Consider the following 22,796-nt stretch of genomic DNA (forward strand, 5'->3'; position numbering starts at 1 on the left):
CCATCAGGCATTTTCCTTACAACGGTCTCCATTCGGAGGCCGTTTTTTTATGCAAATAATCTCTCTATACTGTTCGTTCCCTACTCTAAATCTAAAAATAAGATGAAACGACTTTTCGCCTTGATGGTGTTATTGACATGTTTTGCCCATGCCGAAGAACCAGGTAGCCAGTTCCTGAAGGCCGCCGAGGCTGGAGACCGACGCGCACAATACTTTCTCGCCGATACCTGGTTTAGTTCAGGCGATTTGAGTAAAGCCGAATACTGGGCGCAAAAGGCTGCCGACAATGGCGATTCGGACGCCTGGGCTCTGTTGGCACAAATTAAAATTACCAATCCAGTCAGTCTGGATTATCCGCAAGCCAAAACGCTGGCTGAAAAAGCGGCCCAGGCGGGCAGTAAGAGCGGCGAAATTACACTGGCACGTATCCTGGTCAATACCCAGGCGGGGCGTACCGATTACCCCAAAGCCATTACGTTGTTACAAAACGCCTCGGAGAATCTGGAGAGTGACTCCGCCGTTGATGCGCAGATGCTGCTCGGCCTGATTTACGCCAACGGCGTAGGCATTCCCGCAGACGATGACAAAGCCACCTGGTATTTCAAACGCAGCTCGGCCATTTCGCGTACCGGGTATTCCGAGTACTGGGCCGGGATGATGTTCTTAAACGGTGAGCAGGGTTTTATTGAAAAGAATAAACAGAAGGCACTGCACTGGTTGAATCTGAGCTGTGCGGAAGGGTTTGATACCGGCTGCGAAGAGTTTGATAAGTTAACGAACGGGTAGTAAAGGTGGATTGCCTGATAAGCATAGCGCCATCCGGCAATCCAGAGCGGGTTGCCGGATGGCGGCGTTGCCTTATCCGGCCTACACGGCGGTCTTATCAAATTTGCCCAGTACTTCGCGCTCATAGGCCAGCGCTTTTTTACGGTCAAATTTGTGTTCCCACTTGGCGATAACCAGTACCGCCAGCGCGTTACCCACCACGTTTAGCGCCGTACGCGCCATGTCGAGGATACGGTCAACACCGGCGATAAACGCCAAACCTTCCAGCGGAATGCCCACGCTACCCAATGTTGCCAGCAGCACCACAAACGACACGCCCGGCACACCCGCGATCCCTTTCGAGGTCACCATCAGCGTCAGCACCAGTACGATTTCCTGCCACAACGACAGGTCAATGCCGTACAGCTGGGCGATAAAAATCGCGGCGATACTCTGGTACAGCGTCGAACCGTCAAGGTTGAACGAATACCCGGTCGGCACCACAAAACTGGTGATTGAGGCCGGTGCGCCATAGGCTTCCATCTTCTCAATAATACGCGGCAGCACGCTCTCAGAGCTGGCGGTAGAGTAGGCCAGAATCAGCTCGTCTTTCAGAATACGAATCAGGATCCAGATGCTCAAACCGCACACGCGCGCCACGATACCGAGCACCACCAGCGCGAAGAACAGGATGGCGAAATGCACCAGCAGCACCAGCTTCGCCAGCGGCCACAGGGAAGCAAAACCGAAGTTCGCCACGGTGACGGCGATCAGCGCAAAGACACCGACCGGCGCATAACGCATCACCATGTGCGTCACTTTAAACATCGTTTCAGAGATGGAACGGAACACGGTCACCAGCGGTTCGCGGTGAGTGGCCGGCAGTGAAGACAGGCCCAGACCAAACAGCACCGAGAAGAAGATAATCGGCAGCATGTCGCCTTTCGCCATCGACGCAACGATGTTGGTCGGCACCAGTGACAAAATCGTACCCATCAGGCCATGCGCGTGGCTCTGCACTTCTGCGGTTGTACTTTGATATTTCGAAATATCCACGGTCGCCAGCTGCGACATATCGACACCGGTACCAGGCTGGAACACATTCGCCAGCGTGATGCCGAGGATAATTGCCACGGTGGTGATCACTTCGAAATAGATAATGGTTTTGGCGCCAATACGACCCAGCTGTTTGGCATCACCGACCCCGGCAATACCGACGATCAACGTGGAGATCACTATCGGCACAACAATCATTTTGATCAGGTGGATAAAGATATCCCCTGCCGGAGACAGCAGGTTAACTACCAGCCATTCGCGGCTGTCACTGTGATAATGCAGGTAACTCCCCAGCAAAATGCCCAGCACCATGGCGATCAAAATCTGCCAGGCCAGGCTGACTTTCAAATTTTTCATAACAACGGACTTCCTCGATGGAGCGCTATTTCACATATAACCTATGGGAATAGTACATACTGAAAGGGTATGAATTGTGTTGCGTTCGTTTATGGAATTATTTAACGCTTATTATCATTATCATTTGCATGGCATTCAGCGCAACCCTTTAAGAACAGGGCCTTTAGCTGATTTTATGCATAAAAACGCGAGTTTATGCGGGTCATCATGAATAACTTTTTGTTATAAAAGAATATTCATTTGATAAAAAATGAAGAATTATGACTGTGCGTTTTTTTCGCTAATTTGTTCAACTGCTGTTTTTTTGCACAGCAAAAACGACGCAAATCACAAAAAAACAAAAATTATTTTTGTCGATTCTGCAGCAATTTCGCCATATTGATTGAGTCAATCAACTGAGCACGATCCACCCTCGGCGAGTTTAAATCGAGAACTTTTTGCCACTGCAAAATAGCCTGTGCATAGTCGGCCTGCATAAACGCATCAGCAGCCAGCAGCATCAGCGCGGTAACTTCTGTCGGGTCCAGCGCCAGCGATTTCTCAATCATCTCACGGGTTTGCGGCGTCATATGCTGCCCGGACTGATAGTACAGCACCGTCGCCAGTGCCGAATAGATCTCAGCGTTTTCACCGCGCAAACGCAGCGCCTGCTCATAGGCCAGTAGCGCATTATGATACGCGTTTTGCCAAAGATAATACTCACCCAGTTGCGCCCATTGCGTGCTGTCTTGCGGGTTGGCACGTATTTTTGACTGCAGCGAAAGCAGCTGTTTTTCCTGCATATTTTCATCAGAAAACGCATGTAACGGGTCAGCCAGTCGCGCCTGCTCCTGCTGGACCGCCTGCCATTTAGGCGACAACAAATACCCTCCCGTGCAGGCAATCACCATCAGCACAGCTATAGCGGCCAGGCGTTTTACCGGCATAGGACGTAACGGTGCACAACATTCAGGCTGACTCATCGTTCATCCTCTTCTACGCGCTGACGCATTCTCACCCGCCAGATAATCACACCCACCAGCAGCAATAACAGGCACGGCAGTGCCCACAACAACAGCGTCTGCTCATTGAGCGGCGGGTTATAGCGAACGAAATCACCGTAACGATCGGTCATCCACGTGGTGATCTCATGTTCACTTTTGCCCTCTGCCACCATGCTATACACCTGATGACGCATACTGACCGCCACCGGCGCATTGGATTCCAGTAAGTTTTGATTCTGGCACTGTGGGCAGCGCAACTGGCTGGCAATCGACAGCGCTTTTTCCTGTTGTTGCGGGTTGTCAAAACGCCAGGTGTCGACAACCTGGGCATGCGTAGCGAAAGTGATGAAAAACAAGACGATCGTTAAGAGTAAAAACTTTCTGCCGGATGGCGCTGCGCTTATCCGGCCTACGGTTTGCGTACCCTGTAGGCCGGATAAGGCGTTTACGCCGCCATCCGGCAACGCTGTGATTAATTTACGCATCGCGCTTTCTCCCCCGCCAGCCGCTGAGCAGCGCGCCGAATACCATCAGCAGCCCTCCGCCCCAAATCCAACGCACACCACTTTGCACGTACAAGCGCATGGCATAGCGCTCCGGTCCGGTTTTTTCGCCGATCACCGCGTACCAGTCGTGCAGCAGGTTCCAACGGATACCCGGCTCCATCATTTGCTGGCGACGCGCGGAATAGAAGCGTCTTTCGGGCTGCAGGCTGCCGATGCGTTTCTCATCCTGCCAGAGCGTAATCAGCGCCTTTTCACTGGTGTAGTTTCCTTTTGCTTCCAGAGAGAGGTGCTCAAAGCGGAAAACATAGCCTGCCAGTTCAACCTGCTGCCCAGGACTCAGATTCAGACTCACTTCCTGGCGGCTCCCGCTGGAGAACACGATGCCTGCAGCAAAAACCAGCACGCCAGCATGTGCCAGCAGCGCCGGAAGCTGGCTTCGCAGCGGCACCTTCCGGCTTCTGATCGTCGCTATCACGATGACCACCAGCATCAGCAGGCCAAACGGCAGCGTTGCACGGTTGAAGTAAGGCGCGCCAACGGAGAGTCGTCCCCAACCAAACAGGCCGTAAATCATCGGATACAGCGTGCCAATCAGCACAATCAGCAGCACCGCGCAAAACAGCAGCAGCGCGACCAGAATCATCATCTCACGCGACCAGCCGCCAAAACGTACCGTGTGACCGACGTCCCGCGCCCGCCAGGCATACAGACCGAGCGATGCCAGGCTTAACACGGTAAACAGCGCAAACAGCGGCGCAGCGCGGACGTTGTCCAACGCAAAGGCATGAACAGAAACCAGTATGCCGGAACGCACAATCAGCGTGCCCAACAGCGATAAAATCAGCGTGACAATCGCCAGCAGCAGCGACCAGTGCGGGAAGCCTCCACGCTGCCGTGAGACATACAGGCTATGCAGTAACGCACTGGCGGAAAGCCAGGGTAATAAGGAAGCGTTTTCTACCGGGTCCCAGAACCACCAGCCGCCCCAGCCCAGTTCACAATAAGCCCACCAGGAGCCAAGAATGATACCCAGCGTCAGGGCGCACCAGCCGGGCAGCGCCCAGCGCCAGCACACCCAGGCAGTCCGTGCGTTAAAGCCGCCGCGCAGCAGCGAAGCCAGCGCCACGCCGGCCGCCACCATCAGCCCACCGTAGCCCAGATACAGCAGCGGTGGATGCAGAATCAGCCCCAGGTGTTGCAGCATCGGGTTCAGGTCGCGCCCTTCAATTGCCGGCGGGAAGATGCGTACGAACGGATCGGACCACACCACCACGAACAGCAGCAATGACGCGGTCATCATTGACAGGACGCTGAGGGTTAACGGAAACAGCGCGTCCGGCTCACGCCTGGAGCGCCAGGCGAACAGTGCGCTCCAGGCAGAAAGAAACAGCACCCACAGTAGCAACGATCCTTCATGCCCCCCCCACACCGCCGCCAGCTTTAATCCCCACGGCAGCAGGCTATAGCTGTGCTGAGCCACGTAAACAACGGAGAAATCACTGGTCAGGAAACAGAACACCAGAATGGCAAAGGCCAGCAACAGCAGCGCAAACTGCGTCCACACGCCCACGCAGGCCAGACGCATAACGCCCTGCCAGCGCTGACGTACGCCCGTCAGCACGGCAAGCGGGGTCAACACGTTGACCCCGAGACTTAACAACAATGCCAGAAAACCGGCTTCAGGAAGGAGTACGTCCAGAAATCACCTTGCCCTACGCAACCGTCAGTTGCCCTGCATACAGAATGAAAAAGCGCAGCAGCAGCACGCCGGTCAGGCTGGCACCACACACTGCCAGCACACCGTGAAACGTCGGGCTGCGATTCGCCCACGGTTTCAGCAGCATCGGCAGGATCAGCCCCAACCCGGCCACGCCCAGCCAGAACCACCAGGTCCAGAAACCACCGCCCAACGCCGCAACCAGCGCGCGCATTTTGCCGTCATCGCCCAGCGCCAGCCCGATAAAGAACGCCGCCAGCAGGAAGATTTCCAGCCACACTACCGGGGTTTCCATGCGGTGTACAAAATGTGCCTCGGTGGTGTGCGGGTTACCGCGATGGCGCAATGCCATGGCGATCAGCGCCACCGCCGCACCGGACGAGATCCCGGAAAACAGGAACAGCACTGGCAAGATCGGGTTATTCAGGAACGGATAGGATTTCAGCGCCGACAGCAGGAACCCGGTGTAGGCCCCGAGCAGCACCGCCAGCACCAGCATCACTGTTTCCAACAGACGATGGAACGGCGCGATCAGCGCCAGCAGTTTTGGCACGATCGTCAGACGAGGCACGAAGCGCTGTTGCAGGGCAATAACCTCTTTATCAAAGATTTTTGCCAGCCACAGCACCAGCACCACCATATACAACTGGAATAGCATGACCCCCATCGACATCACCGAGGTGAAGCTGTAGTGGAACATCAGTTTCCAGAAGGTCCATGGACGCGTCAGGTGCAAGACCAGGATCAGCAGGCCGAGAATAATCGCTCCCGGCCCGAGTACCAGCGTGGTACGCAGTAACGTACTGTCTGAACCGCCCGCTTCCGGATGCAGCCGTCGAAGCAATACCGACAGCGTCACCAGTCCGGCGGAAATACCGATCAGGAACAGATAGATGGCGATGGGCCAGTCCCACACCAGTGATTCAAAATGGAATGCAGAAGCGGGTGTCATTGGCTCACCTCCCCGTATTTAAAGGGAACGCGGTAGACCTTCGGTTTGGTGCCTAACGCCAGCTTGTAACGGTAGGTATTTTTCTGGTGCAACAGACGAGAGATCTCACTGTTGGGATCGTCCAGATTACCAAACGTCAGCGCTTTCGTCGGACATGACTCAACGCAAGCAGGCTGCTTGCCCGCTTTCAGGTTGGTTTTACGGCAGAAGTCGCACTTATCTGCCGTCTTGTTGACCGGATGAATAAAGCGCACGCGATACGGGCAGGCGGCGATGCAATACTGGCAACCGACGCACAGATCCGGGTTCACATCCACAATGCCGGTGGCAGCATCGCGATACGATGCCCCCGTCGGGCAGACGTCAACACAGGGGGCGTGATCGCAGTGCTGGCACGAATGGCGGAAGAAGCGGTACTTCACATCAGGAAACGTCCCCAGCGGCTCGCTGCGAATAATCGTCAGACGCGATACGCCTTCCGGCACGCTGTTCACTTCCCGACAGGCATCCATGCAGGCGGTACAGCCGATGCATAATGACTCATCATGTATCATGCCGTAACGCACGCCGTTGATGTTTAACGTCTTCGCCACGACGCGTCCCGCCGTCCCGCTAACAGCCACCAGCGCGCCGACGCCGGTGATAAACTGGCGACGAGAGCAACTCATGGATGCTCCTTAAGCAAGGGAATCGACGCCGGGTTAAAGTTTGGATTGTTACGCTGATCGCTGTGGCAATCGACGCAAATCTTAATCCGTCCTTTATCGCTTAGCGTCTGCATCGTGTCTTGCTTCGGATGCAGTGAGTGACAGCTGGCACACGCTACTTTCGTCACGTGGACATCGTGCGGCCAGAACGCTTTTTGCAACTGCTCAGGCAGGTGACAGGACATACAGACGCTGTTCTGCTGCTCCACGTTGTACATCGGCTCGTTAAAGCGCATCACATCCTTCACCCCTTCGCGGTGATTGGGTGACGGCTGGCCGTGACAGTTGGTGCAGGTGACCGGCAGTTTATTATTCGGGTTGATCACTTCGGCATGTTTACCATGCATGCCTTCGGTATCGGGCTTGTGACAATCCAGACAGGCGGCATCCGGATTACGCTGTTGGGTGACCGTAAAGCGTTGATCCGATTCCTGTGGCGTGGGGGTCGCGGCATTCCCGCACAGGCTCCAGAACAGGCCTGACGCCAGCACCCCAGCAGTTAATAACGAACGTAATACGCTCATATTCACTCCGTTGAGTTATCCGCCCCTTGCGAGGCGGAAAGGGGTTATTGGCTTAACAGACCGTTTTTACGCGCCTGGTCTTCCCACTGCGGAATCACCGTTTTGATGAAGTCCTGCTTCTCAGCATTGATTTGCTGCATGTTCAAACCGATCGCCTTCTGGGCTTTCTCTTTGGTCGAGATATCCGGCAGCGGAATTTCATGGGTGATGCCTTTGGTCGCCAGCAGACGGACCAGTTTGGTACGGGCATCGGCCGCTTTATCCATCGCGCTACCCAACATACGCAGACCTTCTTCCGGCGCGTGCATGTGAATCCCGTGCGAGGCGATAGACAGATCCCAGCGCCATTGCGCATGGCGAATATCTTCCAGAATCGGCTTCATTTCAGCTTCCGTTGCGCCCGCATCCCATGCAGCTTTCGCTTCGAAGTGGGCATGTACCAGCTGATCTTCAACCTTGATTTTCAGGTCATGAATCGCTTGTTTACGCTCGGCAACCACTTTTTGCAGGGACGCTTTGTCCTGGGTGTGGCAGTTGGCGCAGGTCTGAGGGAAGTTATCGAACGGGTTACCAATTTTATGGTCGGTGTAGATCTTGCCTTCGGCGTTTTGCACTTTCGGCATGTGACAGTCAATACAGGTCACGTTGTTCTTGCCGTGAATGCCCGCAGTCCAGGTTTCATATTCCGGGTGCTGCGCTTTCAGCATCGGCGTTTTAGACAGGGAGTTGGTCCAGTCGGAGAACGCAATGGCGTCGTAGTATTTCTCCATGTTCTCAACTTTCATCCCCTCGTCCCACGGGAACTTAACGGCTTTGTTTTTACCGTCGAAGTAGTACTCCACGTGACACTGACCGCAGACCATGGACTGCTGATCAAAGCGACCGGCTTTATCGAACGGTTTACCGATGCTTTCCATCGCGCGTTCCGCATAAGGACGAGACAGCGTCAGCTCGGGCTTCCCTTTGGCGAAATCTGCCGAGGCGGTGTTATGGCAATCCGCACAGCCTAAATTGTTAACAATTTCCGGGCCGCCGCGCGCCCATTTACCATGGAAATAACCGTCCTCGCCGTCTTTCTGGATCAGACGCGCCACGTCAGGGCTTTTACAGCTCCAGCAGGCCATCGGCAGCGGACCATCTTCTGCAGTTTTTGGCGCGCCGGTACGTAATGTTTCACGGACATCGGTCACCGCGTAAGCATGCCCACGCGGTTTGTTGTAATCACGCGAGAAAGGATATCCCGCCCACAGAATCACCAGTCGTGGATCCTCTGCCAGCGCATCTTCACGTGCGGACTGCTCCGACGTGGCTTTCCATGAGAGGTATTGATCGGGATGCTGAGGGGCGAAGGTTTCATTCTTCGCTTCAACGGTGACGGTTTTTGCGGGTACTGGGGTTTGTTCAGCGTGAACAGCAGAGATAAATAAAAACGGTAATATCAGGCTGAAGAAACGGAGTACGGGTGATTTTGTCCTTGCCATAGGGGGGTCTCATCCAGATGACGCCATTGTCTGCAATGGCGATTCTTTTATTGTTTTCCATAACAGCAACCACACGTATACTGTCATGACATTGCTCCACCCTCTTTTTAACAAAAAACCACACTTAGAATGTTGTTTTTAATCAATTGTAAGTGCATGTAAAATACCACTTTAGAGTTAGTAACCCCTTCCAACCTCTCACTCTTTGGTCTATTCCCGACGCCGATCACCTTTTTCAAACTTCTTCATATAACTGCATGTTATCGCGAGATTTAATCAATTTTTGCTCGTTCCCTTCAAAAATCAGTTTGCCGCTAATTTGCACAATTCGCTTATTGCGTGATCTGCCGCTCAAATCCCAAACAAAACTCCAAATGCCCCTACATTTAACGTTTATGAGACATATTATTAACATCCTACAAGGAGAACAAAAGCCATGAGCCAAATACATAAACACGCTATTCCCGCAAATATTGCGGATCGTTGCCTGATAAACCCGGAGCAGTACGACGCGAAATACCAACAATCTATTACCGACCCCGACACATTTTGGGGCGAGCAGGGAAAAATTCTCGATTGGATGCAACCTTATAGCCTGGTAAAGAACACCTCTTTTGCGCCCGGCAATGTGTCCATTAAATGGTACGAAGACGGCACGCTGAATCTGGCAGCGAACTGCCTTGACCGTCATCTACAGGAAAACGGCGATCGTACCGCCATCATCTGGGAAGGCGATGACGCAACCCAAAGTAAACATATTACCTATCGCGAACTGCATCGCGACGTTTGCCGTTTTGCCAATACATTGCTGGATTTAGGCATTAAAAAAGGCGATGTGGTGGCGATCTATATGCCAATGGTCCCGGAAGCTGCGGTGGCGATGCTGGCATGCGCCCGTATTGGCGCGGTGCATTCGGTGATCTTTGGCGGGTTCTCGCCGGAAGCCGTTGCCGGGCGTATCATCGACTCAAACTCGCGCCTGGTGATCACCGCCGATGAAGGTGTGCGTGCTGGACGCGGCATCCCGCTGAAAAAAAACGTGGATGATGCGCTGAAAAACCCGAACGTGAAGACCGTTGAGCACGTGGTGGTCCTCAAACGTACCGGCGGAAAAACAGACTGGCAGGAAGGCCGCGACCTGTGGTGGTCCGACCTTATTGAGAAAGCGAGTCCTGAGCATCAACCGGAAGAGATGAACGCGGAAGATCCGCTGTTTATTCTGTATACCTCCGGTTCAACCGGTAAGCCAAAAGGCGTGCTGCACACCACCGGCGGGTATCTGGTTTACGCGGCGAGCACCTTCAAATACGTGTTCGATTATCATCAGGGCGATATCTACTGGTGTACCGCTGACGTCGGCTGGGTAACCGGGCACAGCTATTTGTTGTACGGCCCGCTGGCCTGCGGCGCTACCACGCTGATGTTCGAAGGCGTACCCAACTGGCCAACGCCTGCGCGTATGTCGCAGGTCGTGGATAAGCATCAGGTCAATATTCTCTATACTGCCCCGACCGCGATCCGCGCCCTGATGGCAGAAGGTGATAAAGCAATTGAAGGCACCGACCGTTCGTCACTGCGCATTCTGGGCTCTGTCGGCGAACCGATTAACCCGGAAGCGTGGGAGTGGTACTGGAAGAAGATCGGCAACGAAAAATGCCCGGTCGTCGATACCTGGTGGCAGACCGAAACCGGTGGTTTCATGATCACCCCGCTGCCGGGCGCTACCGAACTGAAAGCCGGTTCGGCAACACGTCCGTTCTTCGGCGTGCAGCCGGCGATTGTCGATAACGAAGGCAACCCGCTGGAAGGCGCGACCGAAGGCAACCTGGTGATCACCGATTCCTGGCCGGGTCAGGCGAGAACCCTGTTTGGCGATCACGATCGTTTTGAGCAGACCTACTTCTCCACCTTCAAGAATATGTACTTCAGCGGCGACGGCGCGCGTCGTGACGAAGACGGCTACTACTGGATAACAGGACGCGTGGACGACGTGCTGAACGTTTCCGGCCACCGTCTGGGGACGGCAGAAATCGAGTCGGCGCTGGTGTCGCATCCGAAGATTGCCGAAGCCGCAGTAGTAGGCATTCCGCATAATATTAAAGGCCAGGCTATCTACGCCTACGTCACGTTGAACCACGGCGAAGAGCCGACACCTGAGCTGTACGCTGAAGTGCGCAACTGGGTGCGTAAAGAAATTGGCCCGCTGGCAACGCCAGACGTGCTGCACTGGACCGACTCACTGCCAAAAACCCGCTCCGGCAAAATTATGCGCCGTATTCTGCGCAAAATTGCGGCGGGCGATACCAGCAATCTGGGCGATACCTCGACCCTCGCCGATCCTGGCGTGGTAGAGAAACTGCTCGAAGAGAAGCAGGCTATCGCGATGCCATCATAACCCTAACCGTGAAATGCCCGATGGCGCGCTGCTTATCGGGCCTACAGGTTCAGCATCCCTTGTAGGCCGGATAAGGCGTTAGCCGCCATCCGGCAAAATAAAAAATCCCCCTACCCTCTCTTCATCGGGAGGGAAATTATAAAACCTCCCCCAAAGGATTTCGTGTTGCCGGACTGCGACAGCTAACAGGTCATGCCTGTAGCGCGAAAGACGAAGGGGACCTCTGGAGAGCTCTGCGATGAATGACAATATTTATCAGCGGATAGAAGACAGTGCGCGTTTCAGGGAGTTAGTTGAAAAAAGGCAACGGTTTGCCGCTGTACTATCCATCATCATGCTGGTGGTTTATATCAGCTTTATTTTACTGATTGCCTTTGCGCCTGGCTGGCTGGGGACGCCGCTACATGCGGGAACCAGCGTCACCCGGGGTATTCCAATTGGGGTGGGCGTGATCCTCATCTCCTTCCTCCTGACCGGAATCTATATCTGGCGGGCCAACGGTGAATTCGATCGTCTTAACAATGCGGTTCTGCACGAGGTTAAAGCATCATGAAGAGAGTCCTGACGGCGCTAGCCGCCACGCTGCCCTTCGCCGCAAATGCGGCGGATGCTATTAGCGGTGCAGTCCAACGCCAGCCAACCAACTGGCAGGCGATTGTTATGTTCCTGATTTTCGTCATCTTTACGCTCGGCATTACCTACTGGGCGTCTAAGCGCGTGCGTTCGCGTAACGACTATTACACCGCGGGCGGTAACATCACCGGTTTCCAAAATGGGCTGGCGATTGCGGGCGACTATATGTCGGCGGCGTCGTTCCTCGGGATTTCCGCGCTGGTCTTTACCTCTGGCTATGACGGGCTGATTTACTCACTCGGCTTCCTGGTCGGCTGGCCAATCATTCTGTTCCTGATTGCCGAACGTCTACGTAACCTCGGTCGCTACACCTTTGCGGACGTCGCCTCTTACCGTCTGAAGCAGGGGCCTATCCGTATTCTGTCGGCCTGTGGTTCATTGGTGGTGGTCGCGCTGTACCTGATCGCCCAGATGGTGGGTGCCGGGAAGCTTATCCAACTGCTGTTCGGTCTGAACTATCACATTGCCGTGGTGCTGGTTGGCGTGCTGATGATGATGTACGTGCTGTTCGGCGGCATGCTGGCCACTACGTGGGTGCAAATCATCAAAGCCGTGCTGCTGCTGTTCGGTGCCAGCTTTATGGCCTTTATGGTCATGAAGCACGTCGGCTTCAGCTTCAACAACTTGTTCACCGAAGCAATGGCGGTACACCCGAAAGGCTCGGCGATAATGAGTCCGGGCGGATTGGTGAAAGACCCAATATCGGCGCTATCGTTAGGCCTCGGACTGATGTTCGGAACCGCGGGTCTGCCGCACATTCTGATGCGTTTCTTCACGGTCAGCGATGCCCGCGAAGCGCGTAAGAGTGTGTTCTACGCCACCGGCTTTATGGGTTATTTCTACATCCTGACCTTTATCATCGGTTTTGGCGCAATCATGCTGGTCGGTGCAAACCCGGCGTATAAAGACGCGGCTGGCGCGCTGATTGGCGGCAATAACATGGCGGCGGTGCATCTGGCCAACGCGGTGGGCGGTAACCTGTTCCTCGGCTTTATCTCCGCTGTGGCCTTTGCCACCATTCTGGCCGTGGTTGCTGGTCTGACGCTGGCGGGCGCTTCCGCGGTCTCTCACGATCTGTACGCTAACGTGTTCCGTAAAGGCGCTACCGAGCGTGAAGAACTGCGCGTGTCGAAAATTACCGTACTGGTACTGGGCGTGATTGCCATCCTGCTCGGCGTGCTGTTTGAAAACCAGAACATCGCCTTTATGGTCGGTCTGGCGTTCGCTATCGCGGCAAGCTGTAACTTCCCGATCATTCTGCTTTCCATGTACTGGTCACGACTGACCACGCGTGGTGCCATGCTGGGTGGCTGGTTAGGTCTGATAACGGCAGTGGTGCTGATGGTGCTTGGCCCAACGGTATGGGTGCAAATTCTCGGTCACGAAAAAGCCATTTTCCCGTATGAATACCCGGCGCTGTTCTCCATTAGCGTGGCGTTCCTCGGTATTTGGTTCTTCTCTGCCACCGATAATTCCGCAGAAGGTAATCGCGAGCGTGAGCAGTTCCGTGCTCAGTTCATCCGTTCCCAGACCGGGTACGGCGTAGAACAAGGTCGCGCGCACTAATCTCGTCTTCCCTCCAGCTTTCGGGCTGGAGGGTTCCATCTTATCTCAGAACATCAGCCTCGCGACCAGCGGTGCCACCAGCACCATCACCACGCCGGAAAGCATCATTACCAGGCTGGCAATCACCCCTTCTTGTTGGCCAAGCTCATAGGAGCGCGCGGTGCCTGCGCCGTGCGACGCCGCACCAAACCCAGCCCCTTTCGCCATTCCTTCACGGATGGAAAGGCGTAAAAACAGCATGTCGCCCACCGCCATACCGAATACGCCGGTGATCACCACAAACAGCGCCACCAGATCCGGTTGCCCGCCCAGCGGCTCGGCCGCCGCCAGTGCAAATGGCGTGGTCACCGAGCGCACCGCCAGGCTGCGCTGGATTTCATCGGGTAACATAAACAGACGCGCCAGCCATACCGAACTGGTGACGGCCACCAGTGTTGCCGTCACCACGCCTGCCGTCAGCGACATCCAGTGACGCTTAATGACCACGAGGTTATCGTAAACCGGCACGGCAAATGCGATGGTCGCCGGACCCAGCAGCCACATCAGCCAGTGCGATTCACCAATATAGTTTTGCCAGGAGATATGCCCGAACACCAGCATCAGCACCAGCAGCGCGGGCGTGAGGACCAGCGGCATCAGCGGCAATGTCCGAAAACGACGATACAGGCGCTTGTTGGCAAAATAGATACCCAGCGTAATCACCAGACACAGCACGCTTAACTGGAAATTACTCACGGTTTAACCTGCTCATTTCAAAGCGATACACTTTATCGACCACCCACGCAGTGGCACCGAGCACCATCAGCGTGCTGATGGCAATAACGGCAAAAATGCGCCAGCCATCCACCAGCAACAGGTGCGTATAGTTCACCACCGCAACAACCGCCGGGACAAAAAACAGCAGCATTTCAGCCAGCAGCCAACGGGCGCCTGCGCGTATCCAGCTAAGCGGGATCACCCTGCACACAATCAGCGCCAGCATCAGTACCATCCCGACCAGGTTGGCGGGAAGCGGCAGATGTAGCCAGGAGACAAGATATTGAGCAAAAACAAATAAACCTGCGTACAACAGAACCTGAACGGGGACCTGGAGTCGATGAATAACCGCAGGCGTCACGCGGCTAATCGCCACAGCCATGAGGGAATGTCCGTAAAAAAGAGAGAGCGCCAGTATAGAGACCCTCCCCCAAGGACTGAAATGAATTAAACTCATTGCAGGCATAGTCTTAAGGAATAATCATGGATATCAGAACGCTGCGATATTTTGTTGAGGTGGTTCGCCAGCAGAGCTTTACCCGCGCGGCAGAGAAGCTGTTTGTCACCCAGCCGACCATCAGCAAAATGTTGAAGAACCTTGAAGACGAGCTGAACTGCACGCTGCTAATCCGCGACGGGCGGCGATTGTTGTTGACCGATACCGGACGTATCGTCTTTGAACGCGGCCTGGCAATCCTCGCCGAATTCCGCCAGCTTGAGGCAGAACTGAGCGATATTAACCATCTGAATAAAGGGATCCTGCGACTCGGTATCCCCCCGATGGTCGGCATGCTAATGGCCGGCCCCATCAGCCTGTTTCGCCAGCGTTATCCCGGCGTTGAGCTGAAAATATCAGAATTTGGTGGCTTAACCGTCCAGCAGGCAGTGATGAACGGCGATCTGGATGTGGCGATGACGGCGCTACCGGTCGAAGAAGAGAGCGGTCTGGCGACCTTGCCGCTTTTCAGCCATCCACTTTGCGTGCTGGTGCCGCGTTCCGGCCAGTGGACAACCTGTGATTCTATTTCCCCCGAGGCGCTGGCCGAGCACCCGCTGCTAATCTACAACGAAGATTTCGCCCTAAGCCGTCAGTTGCTGGAGTTGTTTAGCCAGCACCACGTCAAGCCACGCATTGCGGTACGCAGCGGACAGTGGGATTTCCTCGCTGCGATGGTGCAAGCCGGGGTTGGGATCGCCATTTTACCAGAACCCATTTGCCAAAAACTGGATAAGCAGACGCTACGCTGGATCCCGCTGGAAAGCCATTTACGCTGGCAGTTGGGCATGATCTGGCGCGAAGGCGTGTATCTGTCGCACAGCGCACAGGCGTGGCTAAAATGCTGCGAAGGGTTTTGGTTAACGCAGGAGACGTAAGTTGCCGGATGGCGGCGTGACCGCCTTATCCGGCCTACAATTGCGTTCAGCGGAGCGCCATCAGGCACGTTCACCAGCACGGAGGTCCGTTATCTCACCTGCCCAGTTCTCCGGATACAACCCCAATTTAACATCACGATGAAACGTTGAAAAAGGCCATGACTTCACCTGCTGCGCCCAACCATGCTTCACAGGATTTATATAAATGTAATCCACATGCTGGCAATAATCGCGCATATCCCGGATGGTATGCTCCCAAAAGCGAGGCTGCCAGACATGCTGTGCAGACAACGATCGGGTGAAATGCTTATTAATCTCCCGCCAGCGGGACGAAAAATCAGCGTCATTTTCAGGCAACGTCCAGATACAATGCATATGCTCAGGCAAAACGACCCACGCATTGATATAAAAAGGTTTAACCTTGTTTACCTCGGAAATAGCACTGCGAAGATGATAGATTTTTGATGTCAGAAGATGGCTTCCGCGGTCTTGTAGATTCACCGTAAAAAACCATGTTCCACCGTTGATGTAATTACGCCGATAATCAGACATGTGGCCTCCTTTCCTCAACCGTAAGGAAAAAAGAGGGAATCAACAAGAAGGACGGATTCATTCAGGAAAGCCGCTCGCAAATTACACGAGGAATAATTTTTTTCGGTCTGGAAAGCTGTGCGCTATCAGGTACATCCTTCGCCGGATACGGCTTAACGCCTTATCCGGCCTACAATTGCGTTCCGTAGGCCTGATAAGCGTAGCGCCATCAGGCGCTACCGTTTATTGATTCTCTATCAGCAGAGCTTCCAGCAAATCCAGATCGTGCAGCAGTTTCTGCAGCGTTTCATTGCTGATTTCACGCGTGGCGCGCAGATGATACAGCTCTGCACGCTCCGAGCGCAGCGCCGCCAGACGGAAACGCCGTTCGAGGTTTTCTTCCTGCATCGAGCTTTCCACGTCGTTTCGCCCATCGGCACGACGGCGCAGGTTACCAATCACCCGCGAGCTCACCTCGGTCAGCAGCTGATTATCAATATTCTCTTCGCTATCCGCAGCCAGGCGCTCTTCCATTTTCTGGATGGCCACAATCGCCACTTCCGCCGTCGCGGCGCGGGCAATGCGGATCTCTTTTTGCTGCTGCGAGTGATCCGCCACTTCAAGATGCTGCAGCAGGATCGGCAGCATCACCACGCCAACAAACAGTGAAAACAGAATCACACCGGCGGCAAGGAAGATCAGCTCATAACGTGCAGGGAAGCCGCTGCCGTCAGGCAACAATAGCGGAATAGAAAGGACACCAGCCAGCGTGATCGCCCCACGCACACCCGCAAAGGATGCGATCAGGATTTCGCGCGTGGTCCACGAGCCAAACTCCATCGGCTTCTTCTTCAGAAAGCGCATGCTGAAGTTTTTCATGGTCCACAGCCAGCCAAAACGCACCAGCATCAGTGCCGCATAGATCAGCACGATATCGGTAAACAGCATCCACATTTCGACATTCGGATCGGCGTCTGCCGCCGCCAGCGAAGACTCCAGAATACCCGGTAACTGCAGCCCTAACAGCAGGAAGACCATGCCGTTAAACACGAACTCGAGCATGGCCCAAGTACTGTTTGCACGTAAGCGCATCGCCAGCGGAGCACGGCGCATGACACCTGAACGGGTGATCGTCATCCCGGCCGCCACCGCCGCGAGGATCCCGGAAACACCGATATGTTCCGCAATCAGATAAGAGGCAAACGGCAGCAGGAACAACAGGACGATTTGCGTGGCTGGCTCATCGCCACCCCAGCGGCTGAGAAAACGCAGGGAGCGACCGTACAGCCAGCTGACAACAAACCCAGCCAGGATACCGCCAATTGCCACCTTGAAGAATTCAACCGTCGCACCGCCGACGGTAAACACCATCGTGCCCATCGCCACCGCGACAGCAAACTTGAGTGAAACCAGGCCAGAGGCGTCGTTCATTAACGCTTCGCCCTGCAGGATGCCCATGATTTTCTTCGGGATGCGGCCTTCACCGACAATGCCAGAAAGTGCCACGGCGTCAGTTGGCGACAGCACGGCGGCCAGCGCAAAAGCCGGGATCAGTGGAATACCCGGCACCAGCCAGTAAATCATAAAGCCTATTCCGACCACCGTGACCAGCACGAGCGCCAGCGCAAGGCCGAAAATCTCTCGCCCATGCTCGAGAAACTCACGCGTTGGCGTCTTCCAGCCATCGGCAAACAGCAGCGGCGGGATAAACAGAACCAAAAACAGTTCAGGGTCGAACTCCACATGCAAACCAAACGTCGGCCACGCCAGCAAGGCGCCGATGGCGATCTGCATAAGGGGTAAAGGGAGTTGGAAGGGCAATACGCGAGTCACTACCCCCGACAGCGAGACCACAAGGGTCATGATGAGTATGGTAAAAAAGATTTCCATGCGTTCCCTGTTTGCGATGTTTCTTATGATATGCGACGAGAGGCGTCGTGCCTCAATTCTATCTTCCTCAGAGTAACGCAAAAGACAACGGGATGTGTTCCGAAAATAAAAACGGGCGGCAAAAGCCACCCGTTTTCAGGATCATCATGATGTGAGAATCAGATTGCCCAGCCGCCGGCATAGAAGGCCACCAGCGCGATAGAAATGACTACGGTACCGATGTTCAGTTTACGCCATTCACCGGAAACAATGCGTCCAATCACCAGCGTAGCAAAGCCGATCATAATGCCGGTAACGATGTTACAGGTCAGCACGATGAACACTGCAGTCACCAGACCCGCCATCGCATCCACAAAATCTGCGAAGTCAATTTTCGCTACGTTGCTCAGCATCAGCAGGCCGACATACATCAGCGCCGGTGCGGTCGCGTAGGCAGGAACCAGATAAGAGAGCGGAGAGAGGAACAGGATCAACAGGAACAGCACGCCGACGGTGATCGCGGTCAGACCGGTTTTACCACCCGCCGCCGTACCCGCTGCGGACTCAATATACACTGCCGCAGGAGCCGCCCCCACCAGACCAGAGAACACGCTGCTCAGGGAGTCGGTGGTTAACGCTTTACCGCCATCAATAATCTGTCCGTCTTTATCCAGCAGATTCGCCTGCCCCGCCACGGCACGGATAGTCCCGGTCGCATCGAAGACGGCGGTCATCACCAGCGCCAATACGCTCGGCAGGACGATCGGGTTCAGCGCCCCCATAATGTCCAGACTGCCGATCAGGGAATTCCCTTCCGCATCGCTCAGAGAAGGCATGGCAAAAATACCGGAAAAATGCACGGTAGGGTCGAAAATCAGGCCAACAACAGAAATACCGATGATGGTCAGCAGGATGCCGCCCGGTACTTTCAGTTTTTCAAGGCCGATAATGACCGCCAGGCCAATCAGCGACATGATCACCGGGAAGGTATCGAAATCGCCCAGAGCAACCGGCAGGCCGTCCAGTGGGTTCTTAATCACCAGCCCAACGCCGTTTGCCGCAATCAGCAGCAGGAACAAGCCGATACCAATCCCCGTGCCGTGCGCAACGCCCTGCGGCAGGTTGCGCAGGATCCAGCTACGAATACCGGTCGCAGAAATAATGGTAAACAGGACGCCCATCAGGAACACCGCACCCAGCGCCACTGGCACGCTAATATGCTGCCCCAGCACCAGGCTAAATGCGGTAAATGCCGTCAGCGAGATAGCGCAACCAATCGCCAGCGGCAGGTTTGCCCACAGGCCCATTACAATAGAACCCACGCCTGCTACCAGGCAGGTCGCTACGAAAACTGCAGCCGGTGGGAACCCGGCTTTACCCAACATCCCCGGAACCACAATGACGGAGTAGACCATTGCCAGGAACGTCGTTAATCCGGCAACGACTTCCTGACGAACGGTACTGCCGCGGTGCGAAATTTTAAACCAGGCGTCGAGTGAGCCGCCGGTACGCGCTGAAGGCGTAGACATAGAAAACATCCCCTGAGAGTTTATTTTTCGTCAATATGCGTGATGGACAATCCACTGCCTGCTAAACGTTTTCTCCATGTGCCAGGTTTGCGCCAAAAGGGGTGTCGCAAAAAAGCAAACGTTTAGCTTCACGCATAAAAAACGGGTGGTAAAAAAAAGCAAACGATTATCCTGCGATCATACGGCGGTTTTCAACAGAACTTTGCCGCTTTTTATGCATTTCTTCTTATAGCGCACAAGAAATAGCCAACCGATGCGCAAACGTTATCGTTAATGCGCAATTTGGCAACAAATTTCGCTAGGTTATTGCAACATGCGCTACTATTTCAGGCGCAAAATCGCACAGGAAAACAGGGGAAGATGCAGGAAAAATTTCGGCTAAAAAACCGCCAATTGACTGGCAATTGTCCTGGGGTGACTTACAATTACTTTATCAACACAGACCGGAACCTCCACTACGTGCTCGACTGAGGGGTGTTGATGTCGGGGGAAACCCTCCCGTGAACCAGCGGGATAGAGTGAAAGACAAAGACCGGAACCAAACTAAAGCGCCCAGTTGTGGCGCTTTAGTTTTATACCCATCACCGGTTTCAAACTCATCAATCATCTTCCAGCAATCGCGCCCCCGTCCCCTGCTCACCAAGCTGATCCCCTGGGTTACGCAACGGACAATCACTGCGTGACAAACAGCCGCAGCCAATACAGCCGTCCAGCTCATCGCGTAGTGCCACCAGAGTATGAATGCGTCGGTCAAGCTCTTCGCGCCATTGTGAAGAAAGCTGCCTCCACTCCTTCGCACTGAGCGAGTGGCCTTCGGGTAATACGCCCAACGCATCACCAATTGTTGCCAGCGGAATACCAATCCGTTGAGCAATCTTGATGATGGCCACATAACGCAGCACATCTCGTTTGTATCGACGCTGATTACCGCTATTGCGCATGCTGCTGATTAACCCTTTGCTTTCATAGAAATGCAGGGTCGATACTGCCACGCCGCTACGCTTTGCCACTTCACCAGGGGTGAGCAGCGCTTTAATCCGGGGTAATTTCTTTTCCATAAATCGCTTTACCTCAAGTTAACTTGAGGAATTATACTCGCCGACAGACAAAACGACGAATCGAATACTGAGAAAGAGGCTGCCATATGTCCCATCAGCAAATTATTCAGACACTTATTGAATGGATTGATGAACATATCGACCAACCGCTGAATATCGAAGCGGTCGCGAAAAAATCAGGTTATTCAAAGTGGTATTTACAGCGAATGTTCCGTACGGTGATGCGCCAGACGTTAGGCGACTATATTCGTCAGCGTCGACTGCTGCTGGCCGCCGTTGAGCTACGCAATACTGAGCGACCTATTTTTGATATTGCGATGGATCTCGGCTATGTATCGCAACAAACATTCTCGCGCGTGTTCCGCCGCGAGTTTGATCGAACCCCCAGCGACTATCGCCATCGTCTGTAGAATTATTGCCCGCCCTGCGTCAGTATGGTGGGCGAGCGCTTAACCCAGTGCATAAACTCCTGCGGCGGCAATGCTTTCGCAAAGTACCATCCCTGACAAAACTGTACGCCGCGCTCCAGCAGCCAGCTGATTTGATCCGCTGTTTCGACCCCTTCTGCAATTGTCTTCAGGTGTAAACTTTGCGCCATTTCGATGATATGTTCGGCAATCATGTGGCTGGTACTGTTGGTGGTCAGCGTACTGATAAACGATTTATCGATCTTCAGAATATCCACATTCAACGAAGACAGATTGTGCAGATTGGAATACCCAGTCCCAAAATCATCAAACGCGACTTCATAACCCGCCTGACGAAATGCCTGAATAACCGGGGTCATCTTCTGCAAATCAATAAATCCGCGCTCGGTGACTTCAACTTTAATTTGCTGCGAACGTACAGAGTAGTCACGTGATTTTTCAGCAATCAGCGCGATCAGCCGGGATGAATGAAAGTCGGAGGCAGAGAGATTTATTGAGATGTAAAGCTGAGGGTGTGCTGACAGAAAATAGCCCAAATCGTTGAACACTTCTTCGACCACATAATCCGTTATCTTCTCAATCATCCCTTCCTTTTCTGCCAGCGGAATGAATTCTGTCGGACTCATGACCTCACCTTTGCAACCGGGCCAGCGCAACAGCGCCTCGGCCCCAACGCATTGACCATTTTTGATATCAATGATCGGCTGGTAATGCAGGCAAAGCTGGCGTTTTTTGAGCGCGCGTTTTAACAGACGGCGAGGAGAATAGTATTGTTGGCGCGTACGCCACCACATCAGTAGGATCAGGATGCTACAGATCACGCCGAAAGGGAGCGTTAATACAGCTTCATGATAGAAATTCTGATCAACGCGATCGTCCGTGGTCGACACAATAACCGCAATGGGCCGCTTTTCTGAATGCACGATGGTATAGAAACGATCGTCTTGCTGGAATGTCGGGGCATCGCCGCGTACCAGCGGCAGTAATTGCGCAACGTTTGACCCTTCACTGGCAGAGAAAAAGCTACCCGTTACCGTATCATAAACACCCCAGGCGAGGTCCGGATCATCAGACATGACCTCGCTGTAGGATAAAGGATTGATAACGACAACGTAGTTTCCTCTTTGCATATACGTCATTCTGTAGCCAGAAAAAAACGGCGTATCGCGATAGTAATAGATGGAGATGTCCGGCGTCCGCTTATAGTCAGCGGTGGGCATAATATATGAGGCTGGCGGTACCATCGACGTTGAGCACAAAAAATGATCGCCCTGCGCATAAATGAGATCGCTGATATATAAACGCCCACGAATAATATTCAGCATACTTTTTTGATGCGCCGGGGTACACATCTCCCCTTGATACAGTTGTGCCATATCACGCGCGAGATCGGCTTGCTGGATCACCAGCTCCGTTTTATTGAGGGCCAGCTGCGCAAAAGTGCGGAGTTGATTGCGGGTTTCGGACGTCGCCCTGACATGAGCAAACCATAACGCCAGTACCACGGGGAGCAATACCACCGTGAGTGTTCCAAGGAACCTCAGCGTCTTACGTCGCGCACTGTGAGTCATGTCAGCCCTATTTCCCTGTATCGTATATGCCAGTACCC

Annotated in this window: 19 protein-coding genes and 1 pseudogene; 6 read left to right on the top strand and 14 right to left on the bottom strand. The window is 54.1% G+C overall.

Annotation, left to right across the window (positions count from 1 at the left end):
• Nucleotides 1–102 precede the first annotated feature (102 nt).
• Nucleotides 103–786 (top strand): Sel1 family TPR-like repeat protein YjcO, encoded by a 684-nt coding sequence (gene yjcO / locus FDW98_RS09380; protein WP_096758682.1) that lies wholly within the window; start codon nt 103–105, stop codon nt 784–786.
• 81 nt (nt 787–867) lie between these two features.
• On the opposite strand, the gene gltP is transcribed toward yjcO, so the two are convergent.
• The 7 genes and pseudogenes from gltP to nrfA form a co-directional block, all read right to left on the bottom strand.
• Nucleotides 868–2,178 (bottom strand): glutamate/aspartate:proton symporter GltP, encoded by a 1,311-nt coding sequence (gltP, locus tag FDW98_RS09385; RefSeq protein WP_096758683.1) that lies wholly within the window; start codon nt 2,176–2,178, stop codon nt 868–870.
• Nucleotides 2,179–2,522: 344 nt separating this feature from the next.
• The gene (gene nrfG, locus FDW98_RS09390) at nt 2,523–3,140 is read right to left on the bottom strand and encodes a heme lyase NrfEFG subunit NrfG (RefSeq protein WP_096758684.1); all 618 of its coding nucleotides are present in this window, start codon (nt 3,138–3,140) and stop codon (nt 2,523–2,525) included.
• Nucleotides 3,137–5,366, bottom strand: a pseudogene (gene nrfF / locus FDW98_RS09400) (heme lyase NrfEFG subunit NrfF). Before nrfF ends, nrfG begins: the two are co-directional and overlap by 4 nt.
• A gap of 13 nt (nt 5,367–5,379) precedes the next feature.
• Complete coding sequence (nrfD, locus tag FDW98_RS09405; protein ID WP_096758687.1) at nt 5,380–6,336, bottom strand: cytochrome c nitrite reductase subunit NrfD; 957 nt, start codon at nt 6,334–6,336, stop codon at nt 5,380–5,382.
• Nucleotides 6,333–7,004 carry a cytochrome c nitrite reductase Fe-S protein gene (gene nrfC, locus FDW98_RS09410; RefSeq protein WP_096758688.1) on the bottom strand — a complete coding sequence of 224 codons (672 nt, stop codon included), beginning with the start codon at nt 7,002–7,004 and terminating at the stop codon, nt 6,333–6,335. Before nrfC ends, nrfD begins: the two co-directional genes overlap by 4 nt.
• Nucleotides 7,001–7,567 (bottom strand): cytochrome c nitrite reductase pentaheme subunit, encoded by a 567-nt coding sequence (gene nrfB, locus FDW98_RS09415; RefSeq protein ID WP_096758689.1) that lies wholly within the window; start codon nt 7,565–7,567, stop codon nt 7,001–7,003. The genes nrfC and nrfB overlap by 4 nt, the downstream gene beginning before the upstream one ends.
• Nucleotides 7,568–7,611: 44 nt before the next feature.
• Nucleotides 7,612–9,048: an ammonia-forming nitrite reductase cytochrome c552 subunit gene (gene nrfA / locus FDW98_RS09420; RefSeq protein WP_096758690.1), complete on the bottom strand. Its 1,437-nt coding sequence runs from the start codon at nt 9,046–9,048 to the stop codon at nt 7,612–7,614.
• 436 nt (nt 9,049–9,484) lie between these two features.
• Here nrfA and acs point away from each other — a divergent pair, with 436 nt between their 5' ends.
• The 3 genes from acs to actP all read left to right on the top strand — a co-directional run bounded on the left by acs (nt 9,485) and on the right by actP (nt 13,642).
• Nucleotides 9,485–11,443, top strand: coding sequence for an acetate--CoA ligase (gene acs / locus FDW98_RS09425; RefSeq protein ID WP_096758692.1), 1,959 nt, complete (start codon nt 9,485–9,487; stop codon nt 11,441–11,443).
• 238 nt (nt 11,444–11,681) lie between these two features.
• Nucleotides 11,682–11,996 carry a DUF485 domain-containing protein gene (locus tag FDW98_RS09430; RefSeq protein ID WP_096758693.1) on the top strand — a complete coding sequence of 105 codons (315 nt, stop codon included), beginning with the start codon at nt 11,682–11,684 and terminating at the stop codon, nt 11,994–11,996.
• A complete protein-coding gene (gene actP / locus FDW98_RS09435) occupies nt 11,993–13,642 on the top strand; it encodes a cation/acetate symporter ActP (RefSeq protein ID WP_096758694.1) in 1,650 nt (549 codons plus the stop codon). Before FDW98_RS09430 ends, actP begins: the two co-directional genes overlap by 4 nt.
• Nucleotides 13,643–13,687: 45 nt before the next feature.
• On the opposite strand, the gene FDW98_RS09440 is transcribed toward actP, so the two are convergent.
• Together FDW98_RS09440 and FDW98_RS09445 are read right to left on the bottom strand one after the other, a co-directional pair.
• A complete protein-coding gene (locus tag FDW98_RS09440) occupies nt 13,688–14,377 on the bottom strand; it encodes an LrgB family protein (protein WP_096758695.1) in 690 nt (229 codons plus the stop codon).
• The gene (locus FDW98_RS09445; protein WP_096758696.1) at nt 14,370–14,780 is read right to left on the bottom strand and encodes a CidA/LrgA family protein; all 411 of its coding nucleotides are present in this window, start codon (nt 14,778–14,780) and stop codon (nt 14,370–14,372) included. The genes FDW98_RS09440 and FDW98_RS09445 overlap by 8 nt, the downstream gene beginning before the upstream one ends.
• A 101-nt stretch (nt 14,781–14,881) precedes the next feature.
• Here FDW98_RS09445 and FDW98_RS09450 point away from each other — a divergent pair, with 101 nt between their 5' ends.
• Nucleotides 14,882–15,772: a LysR family transcriptional regulator gene (locus FDW98_RS09450; protein WP_096758697.1), complete on the top strand. Its 891-nt coding sequence runs from the start codon at nt 14,882–14,884 to the stop codon at nt 15,770–15,772.
• Nucleotides 15,773–15,832: 60 nt separating this feature from the next.
• Here FDW98_RS09450 and FDW98_RS09455 read toward each other — a convergent pair whose 3' ends face one another.
• From FDW98_RS09455 to soxR, 4 genes are all read right to left on the bottom strand, one after another.
• Complete coding sequence (locus FDW98_RS09455; protein ID WP_096758698.1) at nt 15,833–16,324, bottom strand: hypothetical protein; 492 nt, start codon at nt 16,322–16,324, stop codon at nt 15,833–15,835.
• A 222-nt stretch (nt 16,325–16,546) separates the two neighbouring features.
• The gene (locus tag FDW98_RS09460; RefSeq protein WP_096758699.1) at nt 16,547–18,193 is read right to left on the bottom strand and encodes a Na+/H+ antiporter; all 1,647 of its coding nucleotides are present in this window, start codon (nt 18,191–18,193) and stop codon (nt 16,547–16,549) included.
• 158 nt (nt 18,194–18,351) lie between these two features.
• A complete protein-coding gene (ghxP, locus tag FDW98_RS09465) occupies nt 18,352–19,701 on the bottom strand; it encodes a guanine/hypoxanthine transporter GhxP (RefSeq protein ID WP_096758700.1) in 1,350 nt (449 codons plus the stop codon).
• Between the two features lie 599 nt (nt 19,702–20,300).
• On the bottom strand, nt 20,301–20,759 hold the full coding sequence (soxR, locus tag FDW98_RS09470; protein ID WP_096758701.1) for a redox-sensitive transcriptional activator SoxR: 459 nt from the start codon (nt 20,757–20,759) through the stop codon (nt 20,301–20,303).
• A gap of 86 nt (nt 20,760–20,845) precedes the next feature.
• Between soxR and soxS the strand changes: the two genes are divergently transcribed.
• Entirely contained in the window at nt 20,846–21,169 is a 324-nt protein-coding gene (gene soxS / locus FDW98_RS09475; protein WP_096758702.1) for a superoxide response transcriptional regulator SoxS, read from the top strand.
• 2 nt (nt 21,170–21,171) lie between these two features.
• Here soxS and FDW98_RS09480 read toward each other — a convergent pair whose 3' ends face one another.
• On the bottom strand, nt 21,172–22,758 hold the full coding sequence (locus FDW98_RS09480; protein WP_096758703.1) for an EAL domain-containing protein: 1,587 nt from the start codon (nt 22,756–22,758) through the stop codon (nt 21,172–21,174).
• Nucleotides 22,759–22,796: the final 38 nt, after the last annotated feature.

Source organism: Citrobacter sp. wls711 (assembly GCF_005281055.1).
Classification (GTDB): Bacteria; Pseudomonadota; Gammaproteobacteria; order Enterobacterales; family Enterobacteriaceae; genus Citrobacter; species Citrobacter gillenii.

Coding starts and splice junctions, on each gene's coding strand:
- yjcO (WP_096758682.1), top strand. CDS start 103: ATGAAACGACTTTTCGCCTTGATGGTGTTATTGACATGTTTTGCCCAT.
- gltP (WP_096758683.1), bottom strand. CDS start 2,178: ATGAAAAATTTGAAAGTCAGCCTGGCCTGGCAGATTTTGATCGCCATG.
- nrfG (WP_096758684.1), bottom strand. CDS start 3,140: ATGAGTCAGCCTGAATGTTGTGCACCGTTACGTCCTATGCCGGTAAAA.
- nrfD (WP_096758687.1), bottom strand. CDS start 6,336: ATGACACCCGCTTCTGCATTCCATTTTGAATCACTGGTGTGGGACTGG.
- nrfC (WP_096758688.1), bottom strand. CDS start 7,004: ATGAGTTGCTCTCGTCGCCAGTTTATCACCGGCGTCGGCGCGCTGGTG.
- nrfB (WP_096758689.1), bottom strand. CDS start 7,567: ATGAGCGTATTACGTTCGTTATTAACTGCTGGGGTGCTGGCGTCAGGC.
- nrfA (WP_096758690.1), bottom strand. CDS start 9,048: ATGGCAAGGACAAAATCACCCGTACTCCGTTTCTTCAGCCTGATATTA.
- acs (WP_096758692.1), top strand. CDS start 9,485: ATGAGCCAAATACATAAACACGCTATTCCCGCAAATATTGCGGATCGT.
- FDW98_RS09430 (WP_096758693.1), top strand. CDS start 11,682: ATGAATGACAATATTTATCAGCGGATAGAAGACAGTGCGCGTTTCAGG.
- actP (WP_096758694.1), top strand. CDS start 11,993: ATGAAGAGAGTCCTGACGGCGCTAGCCGCCACGCTGCCCTTCGCCGCA.
- FDW98_RS09445 (WP_096758696.1), bottom strand. CDS start 14,780: ATGGCTGTGGCGATTAGCCGCGTGACGCCTGCGGTTATTCATCGACTC.
- FDW98_RS09450 (WP_096758697.1), top strand. CDS start 14,882: ATGGATATCAGAACGCTGCGATATTTTGTTGAGGTGGTTCGCCAGCAG.
- FDW98_RS09455 (WP_096758698.1), bottom strand. CDS start 16,324: ATGTCTGATTATCGGCGTAATTACATCAACGGTGGAACATGGTTTTTT.
- FDW98_RS09460 (WP_096758699.1), bottom strand. CDS start 18,193: ATGGAAATCTTTTTTACCATACTCATCATGACCCTTGTGGTCTCGCTG.
- ghxP (WP_096758700.1), bottom strand. CDS start 19,701: ATGTCTACGCCTTCAGCGCGTACCGGCGGCTCACTCGACGCCTGGTTT.
- soxR (WP_096758701.1), bottom strand. CDS start 20,759: ATGGAAAAGAAATTACCCCGGATTAAAGCGCTGCTCACCCCTGGTGAA.
- soxS (WP_096758702.1), top strand. CDS start 20,846: ATGTCCCATCAGCAAATTATTCAGACACTTATTGAATGGATTGATGAA.
- FDW98_RS09480 (WP_096758703.1), bottom strand. CDS start 22,758: ATGACTCACAGTGCGCGACGTAAGACGCTGAGGTTCCTTGGAACACTC.